At 47.1% G+C, this 25535-nt stretch carries 23 protein-coding genes; 8 read left to right on the top strand and 15 right to left on the bottom strand.

All coding sequences use genetic code 11. From position 1 onward, the window contains the following. Nucleotides 1–4: 4 nt before the first annotated feature. From VBY75_RS02075 to pspA, 14 genes are all read right to left on the bottom strand, one after another. On the bottom strand, nucleotides 5–2488 hold the full coding sequence (locus tag VBY75_RS02075; RefSeq protein ID WP_416510797.1) for a prolyl oligopeptidase family serine peptidase: 2484 nt from the start codon (nucleotides 2486–2488) through the stop codon (nucleotides 5–7). 29 nt (nucleotides 2489–2517) lie between these two features. Further along, nucleotides 2518–3156 carry a maleylacetoacetate isomerase gene (gene maiA / locus VBY75_RS02070; RefSeq protein ID WP_278358830.1) on the bottom strand — a complete coding sequence of 213 codons (639 nt, stop codon included), beginning with the start codon at nucleotides 3154–3156 and terminating at the stop codon, nucleotides 2518–2520. Then, the gene (locus tag VBY75_RS02065; RefSeq protein ID WP_222235412.1) at nucleotides 3156–4181 is read right to left on the bottom strand and encodes a fumarylacetoacetate hydrolase family protein; all 1026 of its coding nucleotides are present in this window, start codon (nucleotides 4179–4181) and stop codon (nucleotides 3156–3158) included. Before VBY75_RS02065 ends, maiA begins: the two co-directional genes overlap by 1 nt. A 6-nt stretch (nucleotides 4182–4187) precedes the next feature. Continuing rightward, nucleotides 4188–5318 (bottom strand): homogentisate 1,2-dioxygenase, encoded by a 1131-nt coding sequence (locus VBY75_RS02060; protein WP_199493750.1) that lies wholly within the window; start codon nucleotides 5316–5318, stop codon nucleotides 4188–4190. After that, on the bottom strand, nucleotides 5311–6384 hold the full coding sequence (gene hppD / locus VBY75_RS02055; RefSeq protein WP_199493749.1) for a 4-hydroxyphenylpyruvate dioxygenase: 1074 nt from the start codon (nucleotides 6382–6384) through the stop codon (nucleotides 5311–5313). Before hppD ends, VBY75_RS02060 begins: the two co-directional genes overlap by 8 nt. A 190-nt stretch (nucleotides 6385–6574) precedes the next feature. Beyond that, nucleotides 6575–8155, bottom strand: a complete 1581-nt coding sequence (tyrR, locus tag VBY75_RS02050; RefSeq protein WP_199493748.1) for a transcriptional regulator TyrR — start codon at nucleotides 8153–8155, stop codon at nucleotides 6575–6577. 116 nt (nucleotides 8156–8271) lie between these two features. Further along, nucleotides 8272–8613: a 4a-hydroxytetrahydrobiopterin dehydratase gene (locus VBY75_RS02045; protein WP_054487969.1), complete on the bottom strand. Its 342-nt coding sequence runs from the start codon at nucleotides 8611–8613 to the stop codon at nucleotides 8272–8274. 19 nt (nucleotides 8614–8632) lie between these two features. After that, nucleotides 8633–9427, bottom strand: a complete 795-nt coding sequence (gene phhA / locus VBY75_RS02040; protein ID WP_054487971.1) for a phenylalanine 4-monooxygenase — start codon at nucleotides 9425–9427, stop codon at nucleotides 8633–8635. A 59-nt stretch (nucleotides 9428–9486) separates the two neighbouring features. Continuing rightward, on the bottom strand, nucleotides 9487–10713 hold the full coding sequence (locus VBY75_RS02035; protein ID WP_416510793.1) for a trans-sulfuration enzyme family protein: 1227 nt from the start codon (nucleotides 10711–10713) through the stop codon (nucleotides 9487–9489). A gap of 108 nt (nucleotides 10714–10821) precedes the next feature. Continuing rightward, complete coding sequence (locus VBY75_RS02030) at nucleotides 10822–11805, bottom strand: YcjF family protein (RefSeq protein ID WP_416510791.1); 984 nt, start codon at nucleotides 11803–11805, stop codon at nucleotides 10822–10824. After that, entirely contained in the window at nucleotides 11802–13175 is a 1374-nt protein-coding gene (locus VBY75_RS02025) for a YcjX family protein (RefSeq protein WP_416510790.1), read from the bottom strand. Before VBY75_RS02025 ends, VBY75_RS02030 begins: the two co-directional genes overlap by 4 nt. Continuing rightward, the gene (pspC, locus tag VBY75_RS02020) at nucleotides 13172–13555 is read right to left on the bottom strand and encodes an envelope stress response membrane protein PspC (RefSeq protein WP_199493745.1); all 384 of its coding nucleotides are present in this window, start codon (nucleotides 13553–13555) and stop codon (nucleotides 13172–13174) included. The genes VBY75_RS02025 and pspC overlap by 4 nt, the downstream gene beginning before the upstream one ends. Continuing rightward, entirely contained in the window at nucleotides 13552–13794 is a 243-nt protein-coding gene (gene pspB / locus VBY75_RS02015; RefSeq protein WP_199493744.1) for an envelope stress response membrane protein PspB, read from the bottom strand. The genes pspC and pspB overlap by 4 nt, the downstream gene beginning before the upstream one ends. Before the next feature lie 15 nt (nucleotides 13795–13809). After that, nucleotides 13810–14484: a phage shock protein PspA gene (gene pspA, locus VBY75_RS02010; protein ID WP_054487984.1), complete on the bottom strand. Its 675-nt coding sequence runs from the start codon at nucleotides 14482–14484 to the stop codon at nucleotides 13810–13812. A 190-nt stretch (nucleotides 14485–14674) separates the two neighbouring features. On the opposite strand from pspA, the gene pspF reads away from it, so the two are divergent. From pspF to ggt, 8 genes are all read left to right on the top strand, one after another. Continuing rightward, nucleotides 14675–15748, top strand: a complete 1074-nt coding sequence (gene pspF / locus VBY75_RS02005; RefSeq protein ID WP_054487986.1) for a phage shock protein operon transcriptional activator — start codon at nucleotides 14675–14677, stop codon at nucleotides 15746–15748. Next, entirely contained in the window at nucleotides 15741–17366 is a 1626-nt protein-coding gene (locus VBY75_RS02000) for an ABC transporter substrate-binding protein (protein WP_416510786.1), read from the top strand. Before pspF ends, VBY75_RS02000 begins: the two co-directional genes overlap by 8 nt. After that, a complete protein-coding gene (locus VBY75_RS01995) occupies nucleotides 17363–18391 on the top strand; it encodes an ABC transporter permease (protein ID WP_054487991.1) in 1029 nt (342 codons plus the stop codon). Before VBY75_RS02000 ends, VBY75_RS01995 begins: the two co-directional genes overlap by 4 nt. Continuing rightward, entirely contained in the window at nucleotides 18378–19271 is an 894-nt protein-coding gene (locus VBY75_RS01990; RefSeq protein ID WP_074930767.1) for an ABC transporter permease subunit, read from the top strand. Before VBY75_RS01995 ends, VBY75_RS01990 begins: the two co-directional genes overlap by 14 nt. Beyond that, nucleotides 19271–20263 (top strand): oligopeptide/dipeptide ABC transporter ATP-binding protein, encoded by a 993-nt coding sequence (locus tag VBY75_RS01985; RefSeq protein ID WP_054487993.1) that lies wholly within the window; start codon nucleotides 19271–19273, stop codon nucleotides 20261–20263. The genes VBY75_RS01990 and VBY75_RS01985 overlap by 1 nt, the downstream gene beginning before the upstream one ends. Beyond that, entirely contained in the window at nucleotides 20260–21072 is an 813-nt protein-coding gene (locus VBY75_RS01980) for an ATP-binding cassette domain-containing protein (RefSeq protein WP_054487995.1), read from the top strand. Before VBY75_RS01985 ends, VBY75_RS01980 begins: the two co-directional genes overlap by 4 nt. Before the next feature lie 23 nt (nucleotides 21073–21095). Beyond that, nucleotides 21096–22625: a sodium/proline symporter PutP gene (putP, locus tag VBY75_RS01975; RefSeq protein ID WP_199494536.1), complete on the top strand. Its 1530-nt coding sequence runs from the start codon at nucleotides 21096–21098 to the stop codon at nucleotides 22623–22625. Between the two features lie 106 nt (nucleotides 22626–22731). After that, nucleotides 22732–24441, top strand: a complete 1710-nt coding sequence (gene ggt / locus VBY75_RS01970; protein ID WP_271331323.1) for a gamma-glutamyltransferase — start codon at nucleotides 22732–22734, stop codon at nucleotides 24439–24441. Nucleotides 24442–24501: 60 nt separating this feature from the next. Here the strand turns inward: ggt and rssA are convergent, their stop codons facing one another. Beyond that, nucleotides 24502–25476, bottom strand: a complete 975-nt coding sequence (gene rssA / locus VBY75_RS01965) for a patatin-like phospholipase RssA (protein WP_054488001.1) — start codon at nucleotides 25474–25476, stop codon at nucleotides 24502–24504. Nucleotides 25477–25535 lie beyond the last annotated feature (59 nt).

Genomic DNA, 25535 nt, shown 5'->3' with positions numbered 1-25535 from the left:
AAGTTTACTTTAAGTTTTCCTCAAACAATTTAAATATCCGACGGTATTCGTTCAGCCAGCTTTCTGGCTGGCGGAAACCGTGCGGCTCTACCGGGTAAATTGCCGTTTCCCAGTCTTCTTTCTTCAACTCAATCAACCGCTGAACAAGGCGAACACTGTCCTGGAAGAAAACATTGTCATCAATCATGGGTGAATTGATTAACAAGGCATCCTCTAAGCCTTCAGCAAAATAGATGGGTGAACTGCGACGGTACGCAATTGCATCATCCTGTGGCAGGTTCAAGATATTAGACGTATAGCCTGTGTTGTAATGAGCCCAGTCTGTAACAGGACGCAACGCCGACCCAGCTTCAAATAATCCGGGTTCGTTAAACAAAGCCATAAAAGTCAGGAAGCCACCGTAAGAACCGCCATAAGTTCCTAATTTGTCACCATCAACGTTCAGGTCACTTTCTAAGTAACTTGCAACATCGACCAGATCTTCAACTTCCGGCGTTCCCATTTGACGGTAAATAGCGGTGCGCCAGTCGCGTCCATAACCTTTTGAGCCACGGTAATCGAGGTCAGCAACCACGTAACCGTGCTTATTCAACAGACTATGGAACATGAACTCACGGAAATACCCTGACCAGCCCATGTGCGCATTTTGCAAATAGCCAGCACCATGAATGAACACAACCGCAGGATATTCTTCAGCTCGGTTTTCATCAAAGCCTTCTGGCTTATAGATGCGGGTATAAATAGGCTCGTCAACATGAGAGGAATCCACCCCCACCAACTCAGGAGCCGTCCAGTCAATACTTAAAAACTTCTCCGAAACCGTATGAGTCACACGCTCTGCTGTTCCAGAAGCATTGACAGACTTATGGTATAGCTCTGGTGGCATTAACGGCGTTGAATGCGTCAGCAATAACTCATCATCTTCAGGGCTGAGCTCAAAGGCTGTCATACCATCAAGGTCCGTCAGCGCTTCCGGGTCACCACTACCATCAGTCTTCACCCGGTACACTTCATAGATACCCGGGTGCTCGATGTTTGCCTGAAAGTATAAGTAATCGCCATTACTGCTTAAGTCTGCATCTTCAACGACATAACTTCCGTCAGTCAATTGACGCGTGCTGCCGTCAAGCGGTTTAACATACAAGTGCGAATAACCATCGGCCTCTGACATGAACCACAACTCATCGCTGTCTAACCAGCCGAATTCGTTATGAGTGTAGTTGATCCAGGCGTCATCGTGTAAACGGTCTTGAGAAACCAGTTTTCTACCGGCGGTGTCTACCGTTGCAAGCCAGCGATCTTTGTTGTCCCAGGCTTCCAGCATAACCGCAACTTCAGTGCCCTCTTCATTCCACTGAATAGCGCCGTTTTCCCAGCCCCAGTCAGCCATTAGCGTAATTGGGCGAGGTTTCTCTTCCGACTTATAGGTTTCACCACGAGCTTCATGGTTTTCACGTTTAACTTCTGCCAGAACATCTTCATTCCAGCCCGGTAACGTGTTGTAGGTTAGCGTCGACTGGCTGCCGTCGCTTAAATTAAGTAAAACCAATTGGTGTTCAACCGGTTTTGCATCGGCCACACGACGACGCACATTTTCGCTTTTTACACGGCCATCTTCGCTAATGTAATTCGGCATAATATCGCCTTCGTCACGCCAGCTTTGCGGCTCGGTAATGGCTATCAGCATGAAATCGCCTTTTGGCGATAAGCTTGCAGAAACCAGTTCCTTATCCTTTGGCAAATAGAACGGCTCCGGCGCCAATGTCGAATTTCGGTTTTGTAACTCAGAACGCTGAGCAAAACGCTCTTCAGACGCTTTTCGCTCTTTCTGCACGTACTGAATTAACTGTTGTTCTTCACGGGCCAGGTAATCCTTCGGCTCTTCATTCGCTTTCGGCTTTTCCTGAAAGGCCAAAGCAGCGACCTGACGGCTTAAACCTGAGTTCACATCAATAATGAAGAAGTTATTACCCTGCTGGTAACTCAGTTGTCCATTTGCCATAGGCTGAAGGTTGTGCTGCCTGGCGTCGTCACGTGTCAACTGGCGAACCGTACCATCATTAAAGCGAACAAAAACATTGCCTTCAAAGGTATAGGCTAAAAAGCTGCCATCCGCTGCATGAACCTTTTCATCTGCCACGTACTGGTGCAGGTTTTCTACAGCAACTTTCTGCGGTTCTCCAGCCCCATTTTCCAGCATCATTAGGTCACGAATATCACTACCTTCGCGCTTCTGGTAAAACAGAATGTCTTCACCGTCCATGCTCCAGAAAGCCTGTTCAGGGAATCTCCCGATCCAGTCTGGATCAGCCATAATTTGTTCCATAGTCAATTCAGCCGTTCCTTGCGCACTGGCAAGTGAGTTGGCTTGTATGGTCGGTGTGTTTCTCTGCGTATCAGCAGTGGTCGTGCCTTGTGGGGAGGTTGATGCGCAAGAGGCAACAAACAATGTCGCCCCAATGGCCATCACCAGACGTGATTTCACCATATTATTTTTCCTTTTTAGGATCCGCTGGATTATTGTGCATCCGCTTGATTTTCAGGCCGAGCCTGTTGCACCGCGTCAAGCGCTTGCAAACGTTCATGCACAGCCATTAAGGTTGGATAAGAAGACAAATCCAAATTAAAGCGTTGTGCATTGTATACCTGAGGTATCAAACAGATATCAGCCAATGTTACCGAATTACCATAGCAATAATCACCTGCATACTCGGTCAGCCGCTGCTCAAATGCGGTAAAACTTTTTTCTACCCAGTTTGCTATCCAGTCTGAGCGTTGTTTATCGCTGCAATTCAACTCACCGGTTAAATACTGTAACACCCGTAAATTGGTAACGGGTTGCAACTCGCAGGCTAAATCATAAGCCAAGGCTCTGACTCTGGCTTTATCAGCGGGAGCCGACGGTAATAATGGGTTTTGTGGGTAACACTCTTCCAGATACTCAATAATGGCTAAGGACTGGTTTAACTTAACATCGCCATCGATAAAGGTAGGAACCAACCGCGCTGGATTAAGCTTTCGATAAGCCTCACTGTGCTGTTGCCCGCCATCTTTTACTAAATGTACCGGTTCATACTCGTAGGATAAGCCCTTCAGGTTTAAAGCAGTACGAACACGGTAACTGGCGCTTGAGCGCCAGTAGCCGTAGAGTTTCATCACTTTTGAGGACCTTCGTATTGAACAACTTTCTGATTAATGGTGCCGAATATTGACTGATCACCATCATCTTTCATTTCAATTTTAATGGTGTCGCCAAATTGCATAAACTGAGTTGCCGGCTTGCCATCACGAATAGTTTCAATCATGCGCACTTCGGCAATGCAGCTATAACCTACGCCACCTTCATCGATGGACGTACCGTGATCAGTCCCCTGTTTATTTGAGACGGTTCCTGAACCAATGATAGCTCCGGCACCTAAGTGACGTGTCTTCGCAGCATGAGCAACTAACTGACCGAAATCAAAGGTCATATCTTCGCCAGCGTTAGGCTTACCAAAGGCCTTACCGTTGTACTCTGACAATAACGGTAAGTGGACTTTATTCGCTTTCCAGGCATCGCCCAGTTCATCGGGTGTTACCGCTACCGGCGAAAAAGCTGACGATGGTTTACTTTGGAAAAAGCCAAAACCTTTACCCAGTTCGCCCGGAATAAGACCGCGCAATGATACATCGTTAACCAGCATCAACAGCTTAATATGCTGCCCTGCGGTTTTAGCATCAACGCCCATAGGGACATCATCAGTAATAATGGCGACTTCGCCTTCAAAGTCGATCCCCCAGTCGGTGCTGCCCATTTCAATGTCGTCATACGGCGCTAAGAAGTCATCAGAGCCGCCCTGGTACATCAAAGGGTCTTCCCAGAAGCTTGGTGGCATTTCAGCACCACGTGCACGGCGAACCAATTCAACATGGTTCACATAGGCACTTCCGTCGGCCCACTGATACGCACGAGGTAAAGGCGATTCACATAAAGCTTCATCGAACTGGACGCTGCCATCAACGTCACTGTCATTCAACTGCTGATAAATTTTCTCAAGCTTCGGTGCAATACCGTCCCAGTCGTCCAGCAACTCTTGCATGCAAGATGCAATGGCCGGAACCGCTACTGCTGAACTTAAATTTTTGCTGACCACCATTAACTGGCCGTCACGTGTACCATTTCTGTATGTGGCGAGTTTCATAAGTTGTTATTTCTCCTGCCAACTGTAGACGTAGTCCGGGTTCTCTACTGCCAATGCCTCGTCACTTGCTTGCAAGGCATCGCGGGTGTCGAGCATGACCGCAACTTCGTCAGTGAATTTCTTTTTATGCTCACGCCCGGCTTTAAACGCTTTCGGGTGTGGGCCATGAGTAAAGCCTGCCGGATGAAAGGTTACCATACCGCGATCGATATTATCACGGCTGAAAAAGTCACCTTCATGATAAAAAAGCACTTCATCGTAATCGTCATTGTTGTGGTAGAAAGGCACCTTCAATGCGCCCGGGTCTGACTCAATAGGACGCGGAACAAAGGTACAAACCACAAAACGATCAGCAACAAAAGTCGTGTGCGCCGACGGCGGCAAATGATAACGATGACTCATTAACGGCCGGATATCACGCCAGTTCAAACGAACCGGAGCTAACTCACCGTGCCAGCCTATCGCATCCAGCGGGTTATAAGGGTACGTAATAACCGACACTTGCTGATGACGTTTTACATACACCTGCCACTGCTCTTCGCTGTATTGCGCCTGAAACGCCTCATCAATATCCGGCGTATCCAGAACCGCAGGGTCAAAAATGGCATGATTACCGACCAGACCTTTTTCCGGCAAGCTATAAGAACCATTGGTCGCTTCAATCATCAGCAACTGCATGGTTTCATCAGGTTCCAGACGCCAGTTAGTAGAACGGGGAATTAAGAAGTAGTCCCCTTTCACTAAGTGAATGTGGCCGTAGTCGCAATGTAAATGACCGCTACCTTCATGCACAAAGAGTAAGTCATCGCCATCGGCATTACGCACTAAATAATCCATTTTGCTGTGGCAATGCCACAAACGAAAACGACAGTTACTATTGTGCAGTAAGTCAGGCGTTAACCAGGGATTTTCCGGAGCTATGGCTTCTAACTTATTAAAGTCAAACGCCCGTGGACGCAAGGGCCCACGCCACTCCGACCAACCGGTCGGAGCATGCTGATGGTGAAAATGCGTGGCCGGGCCAAAAAAGCCACTACGGCCAGCTTCACGTTCATAAATGGCCTGCTCCGGAAAATCAGCATGAGCTTGTCGAGACGACTTGCCCACCTGTTTCGGAAAGCTGATCCATTTACGCATCGCTTAACACTCCCCGGCGGATCTGGTCTTCTTCAATGCTTTCGAATAGTGCTTTGAAGTTACCTTCGCCGAAACCTTCGTTGCCTTTACGCTGAATAATTTCAAAGAACACCGGACCAATGACGGTTTGAGTAAAGATTTGGAGTAAAATGCCGTCTTTCATTGGCGCACCGTCAATTAGAATGCGCTGTTCACGCAGTGCGTCTAAATCTTCCTGGTGCCCTTCAACGCGCTCATTGACTTTCTCGTAGTAGGTTTCAGGTGTGTCCATGAAATCCATACCAATAGAACGCAGATCTTTTACGGTTTTGTAGATATTGTCGCTGGTTAAAGCAATGTGCTGAATACCCTCGCCTTTGTACTCTTTTAAGTATTCTTCAATTTGCGATTTGTCGTCGTGAGATTCGTTAATTGGAATACGGATCTTACCGCAAGGCGCTGTCATAGCGCGGCTTAACAAGCCTGTCAGCTTACCTTCAATGTCGAAATAGCGAATTTCACGGAAATTACCAATGCGCTCATAGAAACCTGCCCAGGTATCCATGTTTCCACGGAATACGTTATGCGTCAGATGGTCTATTTCGAACAACCCGGCTGCATGATCGCTCATTTTCGCTTCCCAGCTTTCATAGAAATCGAAATGCTGGTTATAAATTTCATGGTTTTCGTAGTTATCGACAAAATACAACGCACTTTCGCCAATACCAAACACCGCCGGTACACCTTCAACAACACCTTTATCAGCTGGGAAAGCTTTGGCGCCGTTATCAAGAGAGTGCTTTAACGCGTGGTCAGCGTCTTTAACACGCCATGCCATACCGCAGACACTTGGGCCGTGGTCTTTAGCAAACTCTTCAGCCTGTCCGCCCGGCTCAGCGTTAATGATGAAATTAATGTCGTTCTGTTTGTACAACCAGGCCTGTTTGCTTTTGTGCTTAGCCACTTCAGTGAAACCCAGCTTGTCGAACAAGTCTTTTAACGCATCAATGCCTTTTTGATCCGGAGCGGTATACTCAACGAATTCAAAACCGTCTGTGTTTAACGGATTAATCATCTTATCTGTCATGGTTACTTCCTCTTATTATTCGGTTGTTAACAACATGACTGTAGCGGTACATGAGGGAAAAAGGCGAATAAGAGAAAAAGATAACTGAGCGGGGAATTTATGACCAGAACGTAAAGTTTACTGTACAGGCTACACACTTGCTCTGGATCAAGGTGCAGCCTTGTTAAGGCGTAAAGTTAAATTTACAACTCTAGTTTTTTGTCCGTTCTGCTTTACGAGCGCGTCCGCTGCGCTGCTTTCCAATGCCATAATCACGCAGTTTATTCGCAACGGCAGTATGTGAGAGTCCCAGGCGTTTCGCCAATTGGCGGGTACTCGGAAAGCTGGGGTATAAACGGCGCAGTACGTGGCTTTCAAAACGGCGTACCGCATCATCCAGGCTCATGTCATCAATGTCTAATGCTAACTGGTCGTCTTCCTGATTCAACTCGGGCAAACGTATATCGGCGGGCTCCAGCGTGTAGCCTTCTATCATTGAGACAGAACGAAACATGGTATTTTCCAGTTGGCGAACATTACCTGGCCACTGATACCGTTTTAGTCGCTCTTTTGCTGCCCTGCTTAAGCTCACCTGACTTCGCCCGAGCTTCTTGCAGGCCTGGGTTACGAAATGCTCCGCCAACAACAAAATATCACTTTTACGTTCGCGCAGTGGTGGAACATTGAGCGCTAATACATTGAGTCGATAATACAAGTCTTCACGAAACTCACCGCTTTCAACCAACTCATAGAGATTTCCCTGAGCGGTGCAAATGACCCGCACATCGACGCTCACTTCCTGCTCTTCGCCGATGCGTCGAAAAACGCCGTCTTCTAAAAAACGCAGTAGCTTAGCCTGCAGACCAATAGACATCTCACTAACCGAGTCCAGTAACACGGTGCCGCCGGCGGACTGCTCTAAAACGCCAGTTTTACGAGTGCTTTGAGCACTCAGGCTGCCTTCACCATGGCCAAAGAGTTCGCTCTCTGCAACATTATCCGGTAGCGCTGCACAGTTTATCGCCAAAAATGGTTTGTCTTTACGCGGGCTGGCCAGATGACAAGCTTTTGCCAGCAGCTCTTTGCCAACTCCGGTCTCACCTTCAATCAAAAGTGGTGCATCCAGCTCAGCCATTCGCTGAGCGTCTTTAATCACCCGCTTCATTGTGCTGTTGTCTGTCAGCAAGCGTTCAAAGGCTTTTTCGTTACTCTGACTCTGCCAGCTTGCTGTTACCGGTTCTGACTTACAGGTCATTACCGCCCCCGCAAACGCGGTGCTTCCTTCCTCGTCATTCACCCAGATAGGTAAAAGCTGAGCATAGTATTCCGAGTTACCAATGGTAACCGCTTCATAAATAGGGTCCTGAGGCTTTTTGTCCAACCACCGCTGCAAAGAGATACCGTGTACATACTGCATCAGCGGCTCGCCCTTAAGACTGTCTTCGTGGCCAGCCAGTAGCCGCAGTCCGGCGTCATTAATAATGTCTATACAGCCTTTGCTATCAATGGACAGCACCGGATCAGGTAACGTGCTCAACAACAAACTGAACTCATAGTGCTCGCGTTCAAACGGCATATAAGGAATGGTTTTCACATCAATAACGTTAGGAATGCGACGAATTTGGGGCATTAAATGCCGAAAGTCATCGAAAGCGAGTTCAGGAAAGTTCAGGAAGATTTTTCCTTTAGGATCGACCTCAATACCACGTAAATCAATCTCGTGGTCTCGCAAGATTTGCAGAACGTCCTGGCAGATACCCAGACGGTCATCACACGTTATCTCAAGTCGCATAAACCCTACTGCATCGAACTAAATGTAAAGCAAATAATACACTATTGTTCCCATTTAAAAAACAAAAACCCCGGCCAACAGACCGGGGTTTTATGTCATTCATCGACAAAAGCGAGTTATGCGTCAAGCACGCTGTCGGTTTTTGCTGCCATAATAAAGTCATTTTTATGCAAACCGTTGATGGCGTGAGTCCACCAGGTAACCGTTACTTTACCCCATTCAGTGATTAGCTCAGGATGATGTTTTTCTTCCTCAGCAATGTCACCAACTCGGTTAGTAAAAGCCAGCGCCTGTTTAAAGTTTTTAAACTTAAACTCGCGCTGCAGCATCATAACGTTGTCTTTTGTTACCGGAGTCCAGTCCGGTATTTCACGCATCAGCTCTTTCAGTTCTTCATCGCTTACTTGTGGCGCGTCTGCATGACACGCTTCACAACGTGCATTTTCCAAGTTTGACATTATTTATTACTCCTTTGCCTTAAGCTGCATCTTTTGGTGGAAATTTCGGCTCAAACAACCCAAGCTCCATAGCCTCATGAACCAACGCCATAATATCCATGTCGGATATCTTAAACAGCTCGTCCACACTCTCTATGGTGTAGTAGATAGGTTGAATGATATCAATTCGGTACGGTGTACGCAGTGCATCCAACGCTTTTAGCGGTTTGCGCTCTGGCGTATCACTATTAACGGCATATTCTGTTTCCGCAGGTGACGATAAAATACCGCCGCCATAAATTCGAATGCCCTCTTCGGTTTTTAATAACCCGAACTCTACGGTAAACCAGTACAGACGAGCCAGATAGACCCGTTCTTTAGGTGTAGCTGCATAACCCAATTTACCGTATTGGTGAGTAAAATGCGCAAACGCCGGGTTGGTTAAAAGCGGGCAGTGTCCGAATATTTCGTGAAAAATATCCGGTTCCTGCAAGTAATCAAACTCTTCCCGTGTGCGAATAAAGGTTGCTACCGGAAACTGCTTGTTTGCCAGTAAGCGAAAAAACTCGTCAAATGGAATTAACGCTGGAACTGCTGCAACTTGCCAGCCTGTCTCTCTCTCCAGTACTTCATTAATTTCATGCATCTGTGGTAAGCGATCCTTCGGCAGGTCGAGTAATTCCAGTCCCTTCATATACTCATCGCAAGCTTTTCCTGGTATGCATTCCAACTGACGTTCAACAAGATCTTTCCAGATACCGTTCTCTTCGTCGCTCCAGTGAATAATACCGTTTTCGTCCGGTTGCTTTGATACGTATTGACTTTGTTTACCCATAATTCAGCCTTGTTGCTTCCTCATTAGTGTTAGATCGTTGTTGTTATTATTAGTTCAGATTACGCAGATTGCATCCATTGCACGCGGCACGCTTCCAACGCTTGTTCAAGATCAGCAATAATATCGTCCGCCGCCTCTAAACCCACGGCAATTCGAATCAATGTATCCGAGATACCTGCTTTAGCCCTTGCTTCAGGCGTATATGGCGAATGTGTCATCGATGCCGGGTGCTGAATCAAAGTCTCTGCATCTCCCAGGCTCACAGCCAAAGTAATCATCTGCAGTTGATTCAAGAAATAACGCGCTTTTGTTTCATCACCTTCCAGCTCAAACGCAATAACCGCGCCGTGACTGCTCATTTGTTTACCCATTAAGGACTGCGCTTCGTGATCCGGCGCTCCAGGGTAGTAAATCTTCTTAATATCATCGCGCGCTGCCAGAAACTGATAAACCGCGTCAGCATTTTCACAGTGGCGCTGCATACGCACATCCAGAGTTTTCAGACCTCGTAATATAAGCCACGCGTCATGCGGGCTGATAGTTGCCCCCATGTCTTTTAACGTCGTACTTTTAATGGTGCTAATATCTTCGTCACTGCCACAAATAATCCCGGCAACCACATCGCCGTGCCCATTCAGAAACTTAGTTGCGCTATGCACAACAATATCGGCGCCATGCCTTTTGGGTTGCTGCATCAGTGGCGTCATAAACGTATTATCAACCACGAGTCTAATGTCTAAATCAGCAATTACCGCATGAACCTTTTCGATATCAACCACTTTCAGGTGAGGGTTAGCCGGAGTTTCCAGGAATACTAAGCGGGTATTTTCACGCAAAGTTTCTTTTAACAGGCCTTCGTCGTTTAAATCAATAAAGTCGGCTTCGACCCCAAAGCGTTCAAACAGCTCGCTGAACAATGCGAAGCTGCAGCCGTAAATGGCATCAGATACCACAATATGATCACCGCTGCGCACAAAAGCCATAGTCGCGGCAGCTATAGCACCCATTCCGGTCGCAGCAGCTGCCGCTGCCTCATAACCTTCAAGCGTTGCCATACGGCGTTCAAGCTCGGCTGTTGTGGGGTTGCCTAAACGGCTGTAAATATAACCTTCTTCTTCGCCTGCAAAACGGCGAGTGCCCTGCTCTGCAGAAGAGAACTTAAATGTGGACGTTTGATAAAGTGGTGAGGTTAACGCCCCATGGGGGTCATCGTGCGCTGCACCGGCATGAATAACCTGAGTCGCTGGCTGCCAATTATTATTATATGTTTTTACATCAGAGGACATGCGTTTTGGGCTCGTTTGTCAGAAATTTGTTAACGAGCAACAGAGTGCAACGAGCTTACCTTAATTGGCAATCTTTGCGCTGCGTCAAAGCTTGGAAAAACTGTAACGCTAATTTTCCACTTCCTGCTCTGAGGCCGCTTTAGCCTTTGCCTGACGAGACTTATAGACAAAAGGCAAAACGCTCTTTAACTGGCTTAGTAAGTCCTTTTGTAATTTAAGGTAGCCTGGCTTTTTTACGTTAACAAAAGGCATCGGCCGACAAAGTTCAATGACCTGGTATCCCAGGCGAGCTGTGAGCAAACCAGCACCGAGCCCTTGTCCTGCCCGGGTAGACAAGCGTGTTAACAGCTCCGCACTTACCCACTGCGCACCCAGGTCAACGGCAACTTCACTAAGCCCGGCGTAAGCAATATTCGCGAATACCTGACGCCATAAACGAATACGGGCCCAGTAACCCAGTTTTACGCCGTAAAGTTCAGCAATACGCGATATCATGCGCTGGTTACGCCACATCACAATCAACATATCCAGTAAAGCGAAGGGACTAACAGCCACCATAGCGGCAGCTTCAGCTGACCAGCGGCTGATAACCCGGGTCGCCTGCTGATCAACCCGGCTTAGAATATCGACTTCAAATCGCTCACGCTCTTCATCTGCGGACCAATACGGCTGCTTGATTTGCTGCCAGCGGTGCTCTAAATCGGGGTGTTGCAACAACTGCAGCTGTTGCTCTGGTTCCGGCTCATCAGATTGCTTTTTCCAACGCCGCTTCAAGCGCTGTAACAACCAAACTTCCCGCACAATAAAACTTAAAAATGCCAAAGCAATAACGCCAAAGCCAACAGCCCATAAACTGCCTAAGAAAGTATTCTGCTGCAGCCGCTCAAGAACCATCAATACCGCTTCAATTAAGGCGGCCGACAACGCAAAAACCACACCCACTGCCAGCCACTTACCCCAACGGCCGGGTTTGCGGTCAACTGTGCCTGCTGTCGCCTCTGGCTTTAATCCATCTGGCACATTACTGCTTTCTGAGACTTCAACTGCCGGTTCTTCCACCGAATAATAAGTTAGCTTGCGCGAGTCACTCACTTCAGTTTATCTCCTAAAACGTATTCAAGTAGCTGATCGAGACGAATATGTGGCAACGGCGAGTCTTGCACAGTGAAACCTGGATAAAATTGCGGATAAACATAACCCCGTCGCCAGTCTGCTCCGGTTGGTATAGCGTCCGGCATCTCCGGAGCCCCCACCCGCACAAACTCTCGCTGTTCATTAATACCGTCAAGCACCGTAGTTCCGTCACTCAGTTTCTTAATTTGACTGGTCGCAATGCCCGCAACACTAAATACTTGATGCGGAATTTGATCGAACTGAAGCTCCTGACGCTGCTTTTGTGTCATCAATCGTAATAGATTAGTCAGTTTTTGATGGTCTTGCGGAGCTATGCTGTCAGCTTTAGTGGCAACCAGAGCCACTTTATCAATCACGGGTGAAAACAATCGTTTCAGCAAGCTGTTATTGCCGTAAGAGAAGCTCTTCATCAGCTCATTGATAGCCAGTTGCAGCTCGGCAAAATGGTGTTCACCATTTTGTAGCGCCTGCAGCACATCAACCAATACAACCTGTCGGTTAAAATACTTAAAGTACTTTTGGTAAAACGGTGTAATAACGTGTTGTTGATAATAGCGGTATTTTTCCTGCAGTCGTTTTGCCCAGACATCAGGTACTGGCCGGGACAAGGGCCAGGGGAAGAATTCAAGAACCGGAGCTCCTTCAAGCTCACCGGGTAACACCATCCGCCCGGGCTGCAACAGTAATAATTTTCGACTTCTGCACTGACGCAAGAAGGCGCGATAGTCGGCCGCTAACTCGCGTAACTGTTGCTCAGCATTGTCTTCCGATGCCTCATTTGCCATTGAGTTAACTTTTTCGAGCCACTCACTGGCCAGTTTATGGCGCAATTCGGCGTTAAGCAGCCGCTGCTGTTGCTGGCTCCATTCATCATAATTCAGCTGCAACAAGGGTAAATCGAGTAACCATTCACCCGGGTAGTCAATTAAGTCTAAGGTTAATCGGCGCGTATCCAAAACCCGCCCAGCAAGACCACTTCGCGGCTGATATTTTACTTCTACCCGTATTTCGCTAACGTCGCGGGTTGACTGAGGCCACTTTGGGGTGTCTCCGGTTAAACAATTAATAGCCCCCTCATAATCGAAACGGGAAACCTGCCAGTTGCTGCTGGTATGTAAACGACAGCCATTAAGCCGCTGTTGCTGTTTCACCTTAAAGTACGGCAGTTGCTGAGTCTCGTTGGCGTAGAGCAGCTGCTCTAAAATTCCGGTAATTAAAGCAGTTTTACCGGCACCACTTAGACCTGTTACAGCAAGACGGATATGACGATCAAACCCGCGATGAATAGCGTCGCGGGTTTGGTGTTTAAACTTCTGAAAACGGCTCACAGACGATTGAATTCTCGTTGAAGATTATAGTGATTCGAGGTTACGTATTTCTCCATTGATTGCAACTGCTCTTCCAGCTCATCAAACTCACGTTTAATGTCACGAAAAGCATCTCTTGGCGGCTCTCCGCCCTGCCATACCTTGGTCTTCACATCGACATTATGACGTATGCCATTCGCGGGCTTTTTATCCAGAATCAGCCAACCTGCCATATAGAGAACAAAGAAGAATCCGCTGGAAAAAATTAAGCCGGTAAAAAATACAACGCGCACCAACCAGGGTTCTAAATTAAGGTATTCCCCCAGCCCGGCGCAAACACCGGCAATTTTCCCTCTTTCTGAGTCACGACGTAGTTCACGTTTCGGTAATTGCACACTCATTGTCTGTTCCTCCAACCCGGAGCGTCAGCATCCAAAATGCGTTCCAGTGTCTGTACACGCTCCCGGATGCGTTTCGCCTGATCGGCCAGTAACGCCAAAGATTCCCTTTCTTCCTCGTTCAATCCCTGGTTCATTTGCCGCTTACTGCGATAATGAAGGATGATCCAGATGGGCGCGACCACCAAAACAAACAGAATGATCGGCGCCATAAACATCCCTAAAATTGCTTCAATATCCATTTTGTTCAGCCTGCTTTAAGAGTCTTGTTTTGTTTTTGAGCTCATACGAGCGCGTAAAGCTTCCAACTCGTCATTCACTTTACTCTCGTTTTCCAGCTCTGCAAACTCATCACGCAATGTCCGCTTACCCATATCGTAGGACTCGACCTGAGCTTCTAAATCATCAATCTTCGCTTCATACCGGTCAAAACGCTGCATTGCATCATCGACTTTACCACTATCAACCTGTTGCTTAACCTGTAAGCGGCTGCTCGCAGTTTTCTGACGCATTAAAATGGTTTTTTGACGAGACTTAGCATCGGCCAGTTTTTCCTGAAGCTGACCAATTTCATCATTCAGCTTATCCAGGCTTTCGTTAACACGATCCATTTCCTGCTGCAGCGCATCAACGCCTTGCTGTGCTTTTTGCTTTTCAACTAAAGCCTGGCGTGCTAAATCTTCACGCTCTTTAGTTAACGCCAGTTCAGCTTTGTTTTCCCATTCCTGAACTTCGTTTTCCATACGCTGCTGCTGACGCTGAATGTCTTTCTTTTCAGCCAACAAACGTGCAGATGTTGAGCGTACTTCAACTAACGTATCCTCCATTTCCTGAATAATCAGGCGCACCATTTTCTGCGGATCTTCAGCTTTATCCAATAAAGAATTGATATTGGAGTTCACGATATCGCTAAAACGTGAAAAAATACCCATAATAATTACCTCATACTGGTTTAATAAACGATTCGGTAATTTATTATTCAAGTATCAAGCCAACTTTTATTTATTTTTTAACAAGCTGTTTTATAAAAGTTTTTTTGATTTTACGAACATTTTGCACTTGCGCCAGTTCGTAAAATAAACTAATAATTAGCAAAAATAACTATAATATAAGGCATTCGACATGCGCCCTGAGCGACAACCCGACAACCTCATTGGCCAGTCCAACAGTTTTTCCGACGTGCTGGAACAAGTTTCGCAAATTGCGCCTCTCGATAAACCCGTCCTTATTATTGGGGAACGCGGCACCGGTAAAGAGCTTATCGCCTCACGCTGTCATTACCTTTCCAAACGTTGGCAACAACAATATATTACGCTTAATTGTGCTGCGCTGAATGAAAACCTGTTAGACAGTGAGCTGTTCGGGCATGAAGCCGGCGCATTCACCGGAGCCGCTAAAAAACACGAAGGCCGCTTTGAACGCGCCGACGGCGGCTCGTTGTTTCTTGACGAGCTGGCAAATACTTCATTACGAGTACAAGAGAAACTCCTGCGCGTTATTGAGTATGGAGAGTTCGAACGAGTCGGCGGACGCCACCCGGTTAAAGTGGATACGCGCCTGATAGCCGCTACAAATGAAGACCTTCCTTCACTTGCTGCCAGTGGTAAATTCCGCTCAGATTTGCTTGACCGCCTCGCTTTTGATGTCATCACCCTGCCACCCTTACGTGAAAGACGCGACGACATTATGTTACTTGCTGAGCATTTTGCGATTTCAATGGCCAGAGAAATGGAGCTTGAACTGTTTAGCGGTTTTTCAGAGAAAGCCCGAAAAACATTAATGGAATACCACTGGCCCGGTAACGTAAGGGAATTAAAGAATACCGTTGAGCGCAGCCTGTACCGACTGGGCAATGGGCATGTCCCTATTCACGATATTATTATTGATCCGTTTAATAGTCCGTTCCGCCCTAAAACTTCAGTCACGAAAACTGCGGCACAGGAGCCGGTGGTCAGCGAAATAGCGCCTCAGGACAATAACGGATCGAACGACCTGCCTAAGTTGAACCCAGAACAACCCATCGACTTTAAGCTGAAGTCTCAGGAGTATGAAACTGAAGTCTTGTCACAAGCCTTACGTTTATGTCAGTTTAACCAAAAGAAGACAGCAAGTTTTCTCGGACTGACATATCATCAATTACGTGGTTACTTAAAAAAGTACCAGTTATTGGAAGGGGCTTCTGCAGCTAATGATTAAAGCGTACGCCAACGTCGCTGTTATTGCGGCCGCACTGGTATCGGGTTGCCAGTCGGAAGAGCCAGAGCCCGCGCCTCTGGCTGACGGCATTATTTACTGCTCAGAAGGCAACCCGGATACCTTTAATCCGCAGCTCATCACTTCCGGAACAACAGTAGATGCTACGGCAGCTCAGTTATACGACCGCCTAATAGACTACGATGCCAAGCAGCAAAAGTTTGTACCGGCATTAGCAAAGCGCTGGGAAACTTTAGACAATGGAACACGCTACCGATTTTATTTACGTGAAGGCGTTCAGTTTCATAAAACCGACTACTTTGAACCAACAAGAGAATTAACCGCTGAAGATGTTCAATTTAGTTTTAACCGTTGGCTCGATGAAACCAGTCTTTACCATCATGTCGGCGGAAGCTATCCGTTTTTCAGTGCTACCGGCCTCGATCAACTCATCAATAAAGTCGTGAAGATTGACGAAATGACAGTCGATATTGTACTTAACAATGCCGACAGCTCATTCCTGGCAAATTTAGCAACAGATTTCGCTATCGTTTTGTCCGCCGAGTACGCACAGAAACTTTTAGTCGCGGAACGACCAGAGCAAATTGACAGCTTACCGATAGGGACCGGCCCTTATCGTTTTGAAAGTTACCGAAAAGATATCTTAATTCGGTACTCGCGTCACCCTGACTACTGGCGTGAAGGGCCAGGTATTAAGCACTTGGTTTACTCTATTACCCCCAACGCCAATAAACGCATGCTGAAATTAGTTACCGGCGAATGTGACATCATTCCTTACCCATTGGTCAGCGAGTTGAAAGCTCTTAACCGGGAGCAACTCATGGTCACCAATGAGGTCAGTCCTAACGTTTCATTTTGGGCTTTTAACACGCAAAAAGAACCCTTTGATGATCCTCTCGTTCGTCAGGCTTTAAGTCACGCGATTAACCGCGAAGCCATTATTCAGACAATTTATTACGGCAACGCAGAGCTGGCGCAGTCGATATTGCCCCCAACATCCTGGGCATACGATGACCGGGGCATTCAGTATCAATACGATCCGGAAAAAGCCAGACGCCTGTTACAGGAAGCAGGCCACTCCAGCCTGAACATTACGATTTGGGCGATGCCCGTGCAGAGAGTCTACAACCCCAATGCCCGTAGAATGGCAGAGTTGATGCAATCGGATTTAGCTCAAATAGGCGTATCTGCGCGCATTGTTTCATACGAATGGAATACCTTTCGGCGACGCCTTTCTCGGGGGGAACACGATACAGTACTTATAGGCTGGTATGCCGATAACGCCGATCCTGATAACTTTTTCCGGCCCCTGCTGAGTTGTGCCGCAGTAGCGACCGGCGGCAATCGAGCTAACTGGTGCCATACCGGTTTTGATCAACTTCTGTACAGTGCCATTGCAACGACAAACCCAGAAGAGCGCAAAGCTTTATATCGGTCAGCGCAGCACTTGTTGAATCAACAACAACCTTTACTGCCCATTGCTCATTCAAAACGTTTTCAGGCACAACAGAAAAGTATTAGCGGTGTCGAATTACCCCCTTATGGCGGCATTAACTTTCGTCTTGCGACTAAAAAGCCTGTACAGGAGCAATCGCAATGACTCGCTATCTTGTTGGCCGCTTAAGTGTTTTTATTATTGCCGTTTTTTTACTGACAGTTTTTAGCTTCAGTCTTAATTACCTGTTTCCGGGTGACCCGATAACCAATATGACCGGTGTTCGTACCTTCCAGAACAATTATTCATTAGTGATGGAGTTACGCGCCGGAGACGAAAACATTGCCGCGCAGTATCTGCATTACTTACGCCACTTGTTCGCAGGTGACTGGGGGCTGTCGTTAAGTAATAGCACACCAGTGTTTGCTGACGGTCTCCAGCATTTTATGGCGTCAATGGAGCTGATTATTCTGGCGTTATTGGTTGCAGTCATCTTTGGTTTACCTTTGGGCGTGTTTGCAGCGACCCGCTTCAGACAACGCTCAGACAAGGCAGTAATAAGCCTGGCAATGATGGGCTACTCTATTCCGGTATTCTGGCTAGCACAGCTCTTGATCTTACTGTTCGCTATAAAGCTGGGCTGGTTTCCCATTACGGGCCAAATTAATCCACTATATGGCGTAGAACCACAAACCGGCTCTATTCTAATCGATGTATTCCTTAGTCAGTCAGAGTATAAAGCTGAAGCACTTCAGGACGCTTTAAACCATATTGTTTTGCCGGTGCTGATATTGGCCATTATGCCTATGATGTTGCTACTCAGACTTATGCGAAACGCAACTCAGGAGATGCTGCAGAAACCTTTTGTCAAAGCAGCCAGAGCCCGCGGTTTAAGCGAATGGCGCGTACTAGTAAAGCACGCTATTCCCAACGCCGTGCAATCGGTACTGCAACAAACCACGCTACTTTTTAGTTTACTGTTAACGAACAGTATTGTTGTCGAGTCCATTTTTAACTGGCCCGGAATGGGTAATTGGCTTATCCGCAGTATATTTGAACGCGACTACCCTATTATTCAGGCTGCAGTGCTTATGTTCGCTTTCGTGATTTTACTATTCAACCTCCTGGTTGAGCTGTACCACGGCTGGCGCTTTCCAATAGTGAGGCATGAACAAAATGCCACAGATTAACCTCTATCATCACGACGAAACACCGTCTCCGCTGCAACTGGTCTGGAAAAGCTATCGAGCCAGGTTTTTATCCATGGCAGCGCTTTATGTTTTATTAGCAATGATTCTCGTGGTTATTTTGTCGCCACTGCTGGCGCCGTTTAACACTTCAGCTCAATTTTCTGACGCTATCGCACTACCACCCTCATGGGTTGAAAGCGGTAATATGAAGTATTTATTCGGTACGGATGATCTTGGTCGCGACATGCTTTCAAGGCTTCTGATAGGCGGGTTATACAGCCTTGGCCTTCCCATACTTATGGTTGCTGTATCGTCATTAATAGGAATGAGTATTGGCGCACTTGCGGGCATTGATCGCACCATCAAGTATCAAAGTCTGTCGCGATTATTTGATACTCTGCTATCTATCCCATCCTTTTTGATGGCTCTTATCATTATTGCTATTCTCGGCACCGGTTTTAACAACGTTGCCTTTGCTATAACACTGTCGCTCATTCCACAGTTCATTTTTGTCACGCGCAATGCTGTTCACGAAGAGTGGCACAAAGACTACGTGACAGCTTCGCGGCTAAATGGTTGCTCAAAGGCTTATTTGCTTTATCGGGTTATCTTACCCAATGTTACACCAACACTGGTCATGCAGTTAACGGTGTCTCTTTCTGTTGCTATTATGGATATTGCTGCGCTTAGCTTTCTTGGCCTGGGTATTCAGGCACCTACTCCAGAGTGGGGAAGCATGTTAGCGCGGAGCCTGGACGAAGTTTATTTATCACCCTGGTCAATGGTGTTACCGGGCGTTACCCTGTTCATTACGATAATGGCTATTAATATTGTTGGAGACAGTTTACGTCGCGCCTTAAAAGAAAGGGTTAACAGCTAATGCAGTTACTCGACATCCGCAATTTGACGGTTGAAATGCAAACGCCACAAGGTGTTGTTCGCGTGCTCGACAAGGTCAACCTGCAACTCAGCGAAGGCGAAATACACAGCATAGTGGGCGAATCTGGCTCAGGTAAAAGCTTGCTGGCTAAAGCGATTGTCGGCTTTATTAATCCTAACTGGCAGGTTACTGCAGACAGACTCTGGTGGAACGGTCAGGATTTGCTGGCAATGACACCTAAGCAACGTCGGCACATTACGGGTCGCGACATGGCAATGATTTTTCAGGATCCTAACGCCTATCTTGACCCTAACAGCACGGTTGAACAGCAAATTATTGAAGCCATTCCACAAGGCGATGTGCGCGGCACCTTTATGCGCCGCAGAGTAGATCGTAAAACTCGGGTAAAAAGATTATTGCACCGGGTTGGTATTCGCGACCATGAATCAATTATGGACAGTTACCCTTTCGAATTGTCTCAGGGCATTGCACAGAAAGTGAGTATCGCCATCGCTATAGCTCACCGCCCCCGTCTACTCATTGCTGATGAGCCAACCACTGCCATGGAGCCATCGACACGACTGCAGATTCATCGTTTGATTGCCCGGCTGGCTGTCAGTCAGCAGATGTCAGTCGTACTTATTTCACAGGACGTAGCGTCAATTTTGCCGGAAACTAAGCGGCTAACAATGCTCTACTGTGGTCAGTTAATGGAAACCGGCCCGGCAAATGAAGTATTGTCAGAGCCTGCGCACCCTTACACCGACTCAATGATTCGCATGTCGTTACAAACACAACAGCAGCTTCCTCATAAAGCTCGGCTACCGACCTTACCAGGTACTATTCCAACGCTGCGCCATATGCCCATTGGTTGCCGCTTAGGACCAAGATGCCCATACGCGCAAAAAACCTGTGTAAAAGCACCTGTAGCAACCCATGAACGGCAACGTGTCTTTCATTGTCACTTTCCGTTACTGGATACAACACCATGAGTCATTTACTCGAAGTGCGCAATTTGGGTAAAACCTTTCGTTCGCGTAAAGGCTGGCCTTGGTCACCCAAGTCGGTCGCGATAGAACCACTTTCATTTACACTTGAAGCTGGCGAAATACTGGCCGTTATGGGCGAAACGGGTTCGGGAAAATCCACTCTTGCGCAAATTATTGGCGGCGTTGCGACCGCCAGCAGCGGAGAAATTTGGCTCAATGGTCAAAAAGTTCATAGCAAGAACTACTCTCAGTTATGCAACAATATTCGCATGATTTTTCAGGACAGCGAAAACTCACTGAACGCTCACCTCACCATAGGTAAGCAGCTGGAAGAGCCTTTGTTGTTCAATACGGAGCTAAGTCCTGCTGAGCGCCGGGAACGGGTCAATCTGACTTTACAGCGTGTTGGTATGCTGAGAGAGCATTGGGAGTTTTACCCCCATATGCTCTCTAGTGGCCAGAAACAGAGAGTGTGCATTGCGCGGGCTATTATTCTTGAACCACAAATTGTGGTTGCCGATGAAGCCTTGGTTGCACTTGACCCATCAGTTAGAGCTCAAATCATTAACCTAATGCTCGATCTTCAGAAAGATATGGGTATATCTTACATTTTAGTGACACATTCGCCGCAAATCGTGAAACACATTGCTGATAAGATCTTAATTTTATATCGTGGTAAAATGATCGCGTTTGATAAAACAGACATAGTACTAGAAGACACGCAGCAACCTTATGTTCAACAGTTGCTGCATGAGCACTTGAAACAGAACATTCAATATAACAGCGACAGAAGCGCTAAGATCGCTGACTAAAACTAAAAAAACAGGAGTTTAATGTGGAAACAGGTACTCTGATATCACTAGCGCTGTACTTTATTGTCATGCTAGGTATTGGGCTTTATGCCTACAAAAAATCTACTGACTCAGTTTCAGGCTATATGCTTGGAGGACGGGGTTTAGGACCTGGTGTTACAGCATTGTCAGCTGGTGCATCCGACATGAGTGGGTGGATGTTGATGGGCTTACCCGGTGCAATTTACGTCTCTGGCGTATCACAGTTGTGGATTGCAGTGGGTCTGGTCATCGGTGCGTATCTTAACTATGTTATTGTTGCACCACGCCTAAGAACCTATACAGAAGTCGCTAACGACTCTATTACTATTCCCGACTACTTTGCCAATCGCTTTAACGATAAAGGTCGTCGGCTGCGTATTTTTTCTTCCGTCGTTATCATTATATTCTTCACCCTATACACCTCTGCCAGTCTGGTTGCGGGAGGCAAGCTGTTCGACAGCTCCTTCGGCATGGACTACACCACCGGCCTCTGGGTAACAGCCGGTGTTGTTTGTGCTTATACACTGTTCGGAGGCTTCCTTGCGGTCAGTATGACTGACTTTGTGCAAGGCTGTATCATGTTTGTCGCTTTGGTCTTGGTGCCTATCGTGGCCTTTTCCGAACTCGGTGGCTACAGCAGTGTTGTCGGTCAGGTGGGAGACATTAATCCGGACTTCCTTGCCTTCTTTAAGGACGGAGCTACCGGGGAGATGTTAGGCACACTGGGTATCATTTCGCTTCTGGCCTGGGGTCTTGGCTACTTCGGTCAGCCACATATTATCGTGCGCTTCATGGCGATTCGTTCAGTGAGTGACGTAAAAGCGGCTCGCCGTATTGGTATTTCCTGGATGACCGTTTCTATCATCGGTGCCATGGCAACTGGTTTTGTCGGCATAGCTTATGTGGCAGAAACCAAAATGAGCCTGCCCGATGCTGAAACTATCTTCATCATTTTCTCGCAGTTCTTGTTCCACCCATTAATTGGTGGTTTCCTGCTGGCAGCTATTCTGGCCGCAATTATGAGTACCATCTCATCGCAATTGTTGGTTAGCTCAAGCTCTTTAACAGAAGACTTTTATAAGGCCTTCCTGCGTAAAGACGCCAGTGATAAAGAACTTGTTTTTGTTGGACGCATGTCGGTTTTAGCGGTTTCTTTAGTCGCTATTTGGCTGGCATGGAACCCGGAAAACACCATCTTGAGTCTGGTCAGTAACGCCTGGGCTGGCTTCGGTGCCGCATTCGGCCCCGTAGTTATTCTGAGTCTATTCTGGAAACGCATGAACCGTAATGGCGCATTAGCAGGCATGTTAGCCGGTGCCATCACTGTACTGTTCTGGATTTACGGACCAACCTTTGGCGGCGAGCACCTTTCAGCGTACGTCTATGAAATTGTGCCCGGCTTTATTCTGTCTACTCTGGCTATTATTATCTTCAGTAAATTTACCGCTGAACCAGAGCAAGAGCTTCAGGATAAATTTGTTGAAATGGAAAGTGTCATTGACGACTACTACCATGGTGACAAAAAAGGCTAAAGTAGCTTTCGCTATGTAACTGATAAAAAGACCAGCCCATCGCGGCTGGTCTTTTTTGTTTTAAGAGTCCAGCCTATAGTGATAGAAAACAAAAAAGGTAAACACTATGGCTAAATTAAACATTATTGCATCAGCCGCAATCGCTTTCTCATGCGCTGCCGCAACTCTACCAAGCAATGCCAGTGACCGAATTACCGGCCATCACTTCGCGACCCGATCTGAAGCTATGGCACCGACAGCTATGGCTGCAACCAGTCAACCCCTAGCTACTCAGGTTGCGTTAGATATTATGCAGGAAGGCGGTAACGCTATTGACGCGGCAATTGCTGCCAATGCTGTATTAGGACTGGTTGAGCCCACAGGTAACGGTATAGGCGGCGACTTATACGCCATTGTATGGGATGCCGACTCAGAAAAACTCTATGGGTTGAATGCCTCTGGCCGTTCGCCACAAAGTCTTTCGCTGGAATACTTTCAAGAGAATGGCTATGAGTCGATTCCGGCCCGGGGCGTATTGCCACTGTCTGTACCCGGTGCCGTAGATGGTTGGTTTGAATTACACGGCCGGTTTGGCAATTTGAGTATGGATAATATCCTGCAACCGGCCATAAACTATGCCGAATCCGGATTCCCGGTTACCGAAGTCATCGCTTATTACATGGAGCGTAATGCTGCAGTACTGGAAGACATACCAGGGTTTGCAGATGTCTTTATGCGTGACGGTAATGTACCGGAAAAAGGAGAGCGATTTAAAAACCCTGATCTGGCAAATACTTACAAAATGCTCGCCAACGAGGGTCGTGACAGTTTTTATAAAGGTGAAATTGCCCGCACCATTAGTGACTTCGTGGAGGAGCATGGTGGCTTTCTTTCCTACGAGGACTTAGCTCAGCATACATCAACCTGGGTCGAGCCTGTCTCGACTAACTACCGCGGGTACGATTTATGGGAATTGCCGCCTAACACCCAGGGAATTGCCGCTCTTCAAATTTTAAACATGCTTGAACAGTTTGATATCAAAGCGATGGGTTATGACAGCCCGGAGTACATTCATCATTTTGTTGAAGCCAAGAAGCTCGCTTTTGAAGACCGTGCTAAATACTATTCCGATCCGGACTTTAGCGACGTACCGGTTGAAGGTCTTATTGACAAAGAGTACGGCAAAGAACGCGCTAAACTGATTAACTCTGAACGTGCCGGACGTTCTTATGAACCGGGAAACCCGCCAACTGAGGGCGATACTATTTATCTCACCACGGCCGATAAAGACGGCAACATGGTTTCTCTTATCCAGAGTAATTATCGTGGTATGGGCTCTGGTGTCACCCCGACAGGCTTAGGTTTTGTTCTGCAAAACCGTGGAGAGCTCTTTGCTTTAGATCCAAACCATCGCAACGTATTTGAGCCAGGAAAGCGCCCTTTCCATACCATTATTCCTGCCTTTGTGACTAAAGATGGCAAACCAGTAATGAGCTACGGTGTTATGGGGGGCGCAACACAGCCTCAAATGCATGCACAGATTCTTATCAATATGATTGATTTTGGTATGAACCTACAAGAAGCTGGTGACGCTCCTCGCATACTGCACACAGGCTCAAGTCAGCCAACAGGATCTAAAATGAACGACGGAGGTGTCGTTAGTCTGGAAAATGGCTTCTCAAAGCATACACGCCGCGAGTTAATTAAAATGGGGCACACCCTACAGGAGGCTGTTGGTCCATACGGTGGTTATCAGGCTATTTGGAAAGACCATGAGCAAGATGTCTACATTGGTGCTTCTGAAAGCCGTAAAGACGGCCACGCAGCTGGTTACTAATTAAGCGCCCGTTTCGCTGCTTACCGAGCAGCGAAACGGCTTTGTTTTTACTGTATCGAACTAACCTCTTCGCTCGCGATACAGGTCAATTTCTTCCATGATCAAATCACGCATTCTCGTTGTTGTCTCATAACCAAGATCAATGGCTTCCTGACCACGATAAAACTCCATAATACCAATATGACCAAGCTTTGGTTGTACGAGTATGTCCGGCGGATCACCCGCCATACGGGCCTTAGTAATACGCTCCTGCATAATGTCTATGGAGCTGGCCATAACACTGAACATACCCGGTGCTTTTTCACCATTATTTCTAAAGCGTTCTTTAAAACTATCCAGATATTCTTTACTACCAGACCACATGTTATCGAAAAAGCCATTTTCGTTATCCTGAACTTCCATATCAGCTTTTTCTTTTTCAAGCTGTTCAGCTTCTGTTTGAGGTGGAATACTGCGCCCACGCCGTTGTAGTGCTTTAGAATTCAACTGCGAGTTAAGATGTACTGCAATAACAAAGTCTGCGCCTAGAGCTCTGCACAAAGACACAGGTACCGGGTTAACCAGACCACCGTCAATTAGCCATCTTCCGTCAAAAGATTTAGGGGATAAAACCCCCGGCATCGCACAAGAAGCGCGTGAAGCATCGTAGAGGTCGCCTTCGCGCAACCAAATTTCGCGGCCGCTGTATAAATCTGTAGCCACGGCACCATAAGTAATTGGCAAGTCTTCTATATTTCGCTGACCGAACTCTTCCCGCGCACGGTTAAATACCTTTTCGCCGCCAATAATACCGCCATGGTTAAAGCCGAAATCCAGCAAATTGAATACTTCCCAGCGGTTCATGCCCTGAACCCATTGCTCGATTTCAGCTAACCGACCTGAAGCATAACCCGCTCCGACTAAAGAGCCTATTGACGTTCCTGCCACCATATTAATCCGGACGCCCATTTCTTCCAGCGCCTTTATAACCCCAATATGCGACCAACCCCGAGCAGCACCAGAGCCCAGAGCCAAAGCGACTTTCACTTCCGACATGTTCTTTTTCCTGCTTTTCTTACTAATGCATCTATCGTACTATGATTATTCATTCGTCA

Origin of the sequence: Idiomarina sp. HB, assembly GCF_048059115.1 — a bacterium.
GTDB classification, from domain to species: domain Bacteria; phylum Pseudomonadota; class Gammaproteobacteria; order Enterobacterales; family Alteromonadaceae; genus Idiomarina; species Idiomarina abyssalis.
This window is presented reverse-complemented; position numbering and strand designations above follow the sequence as displayed.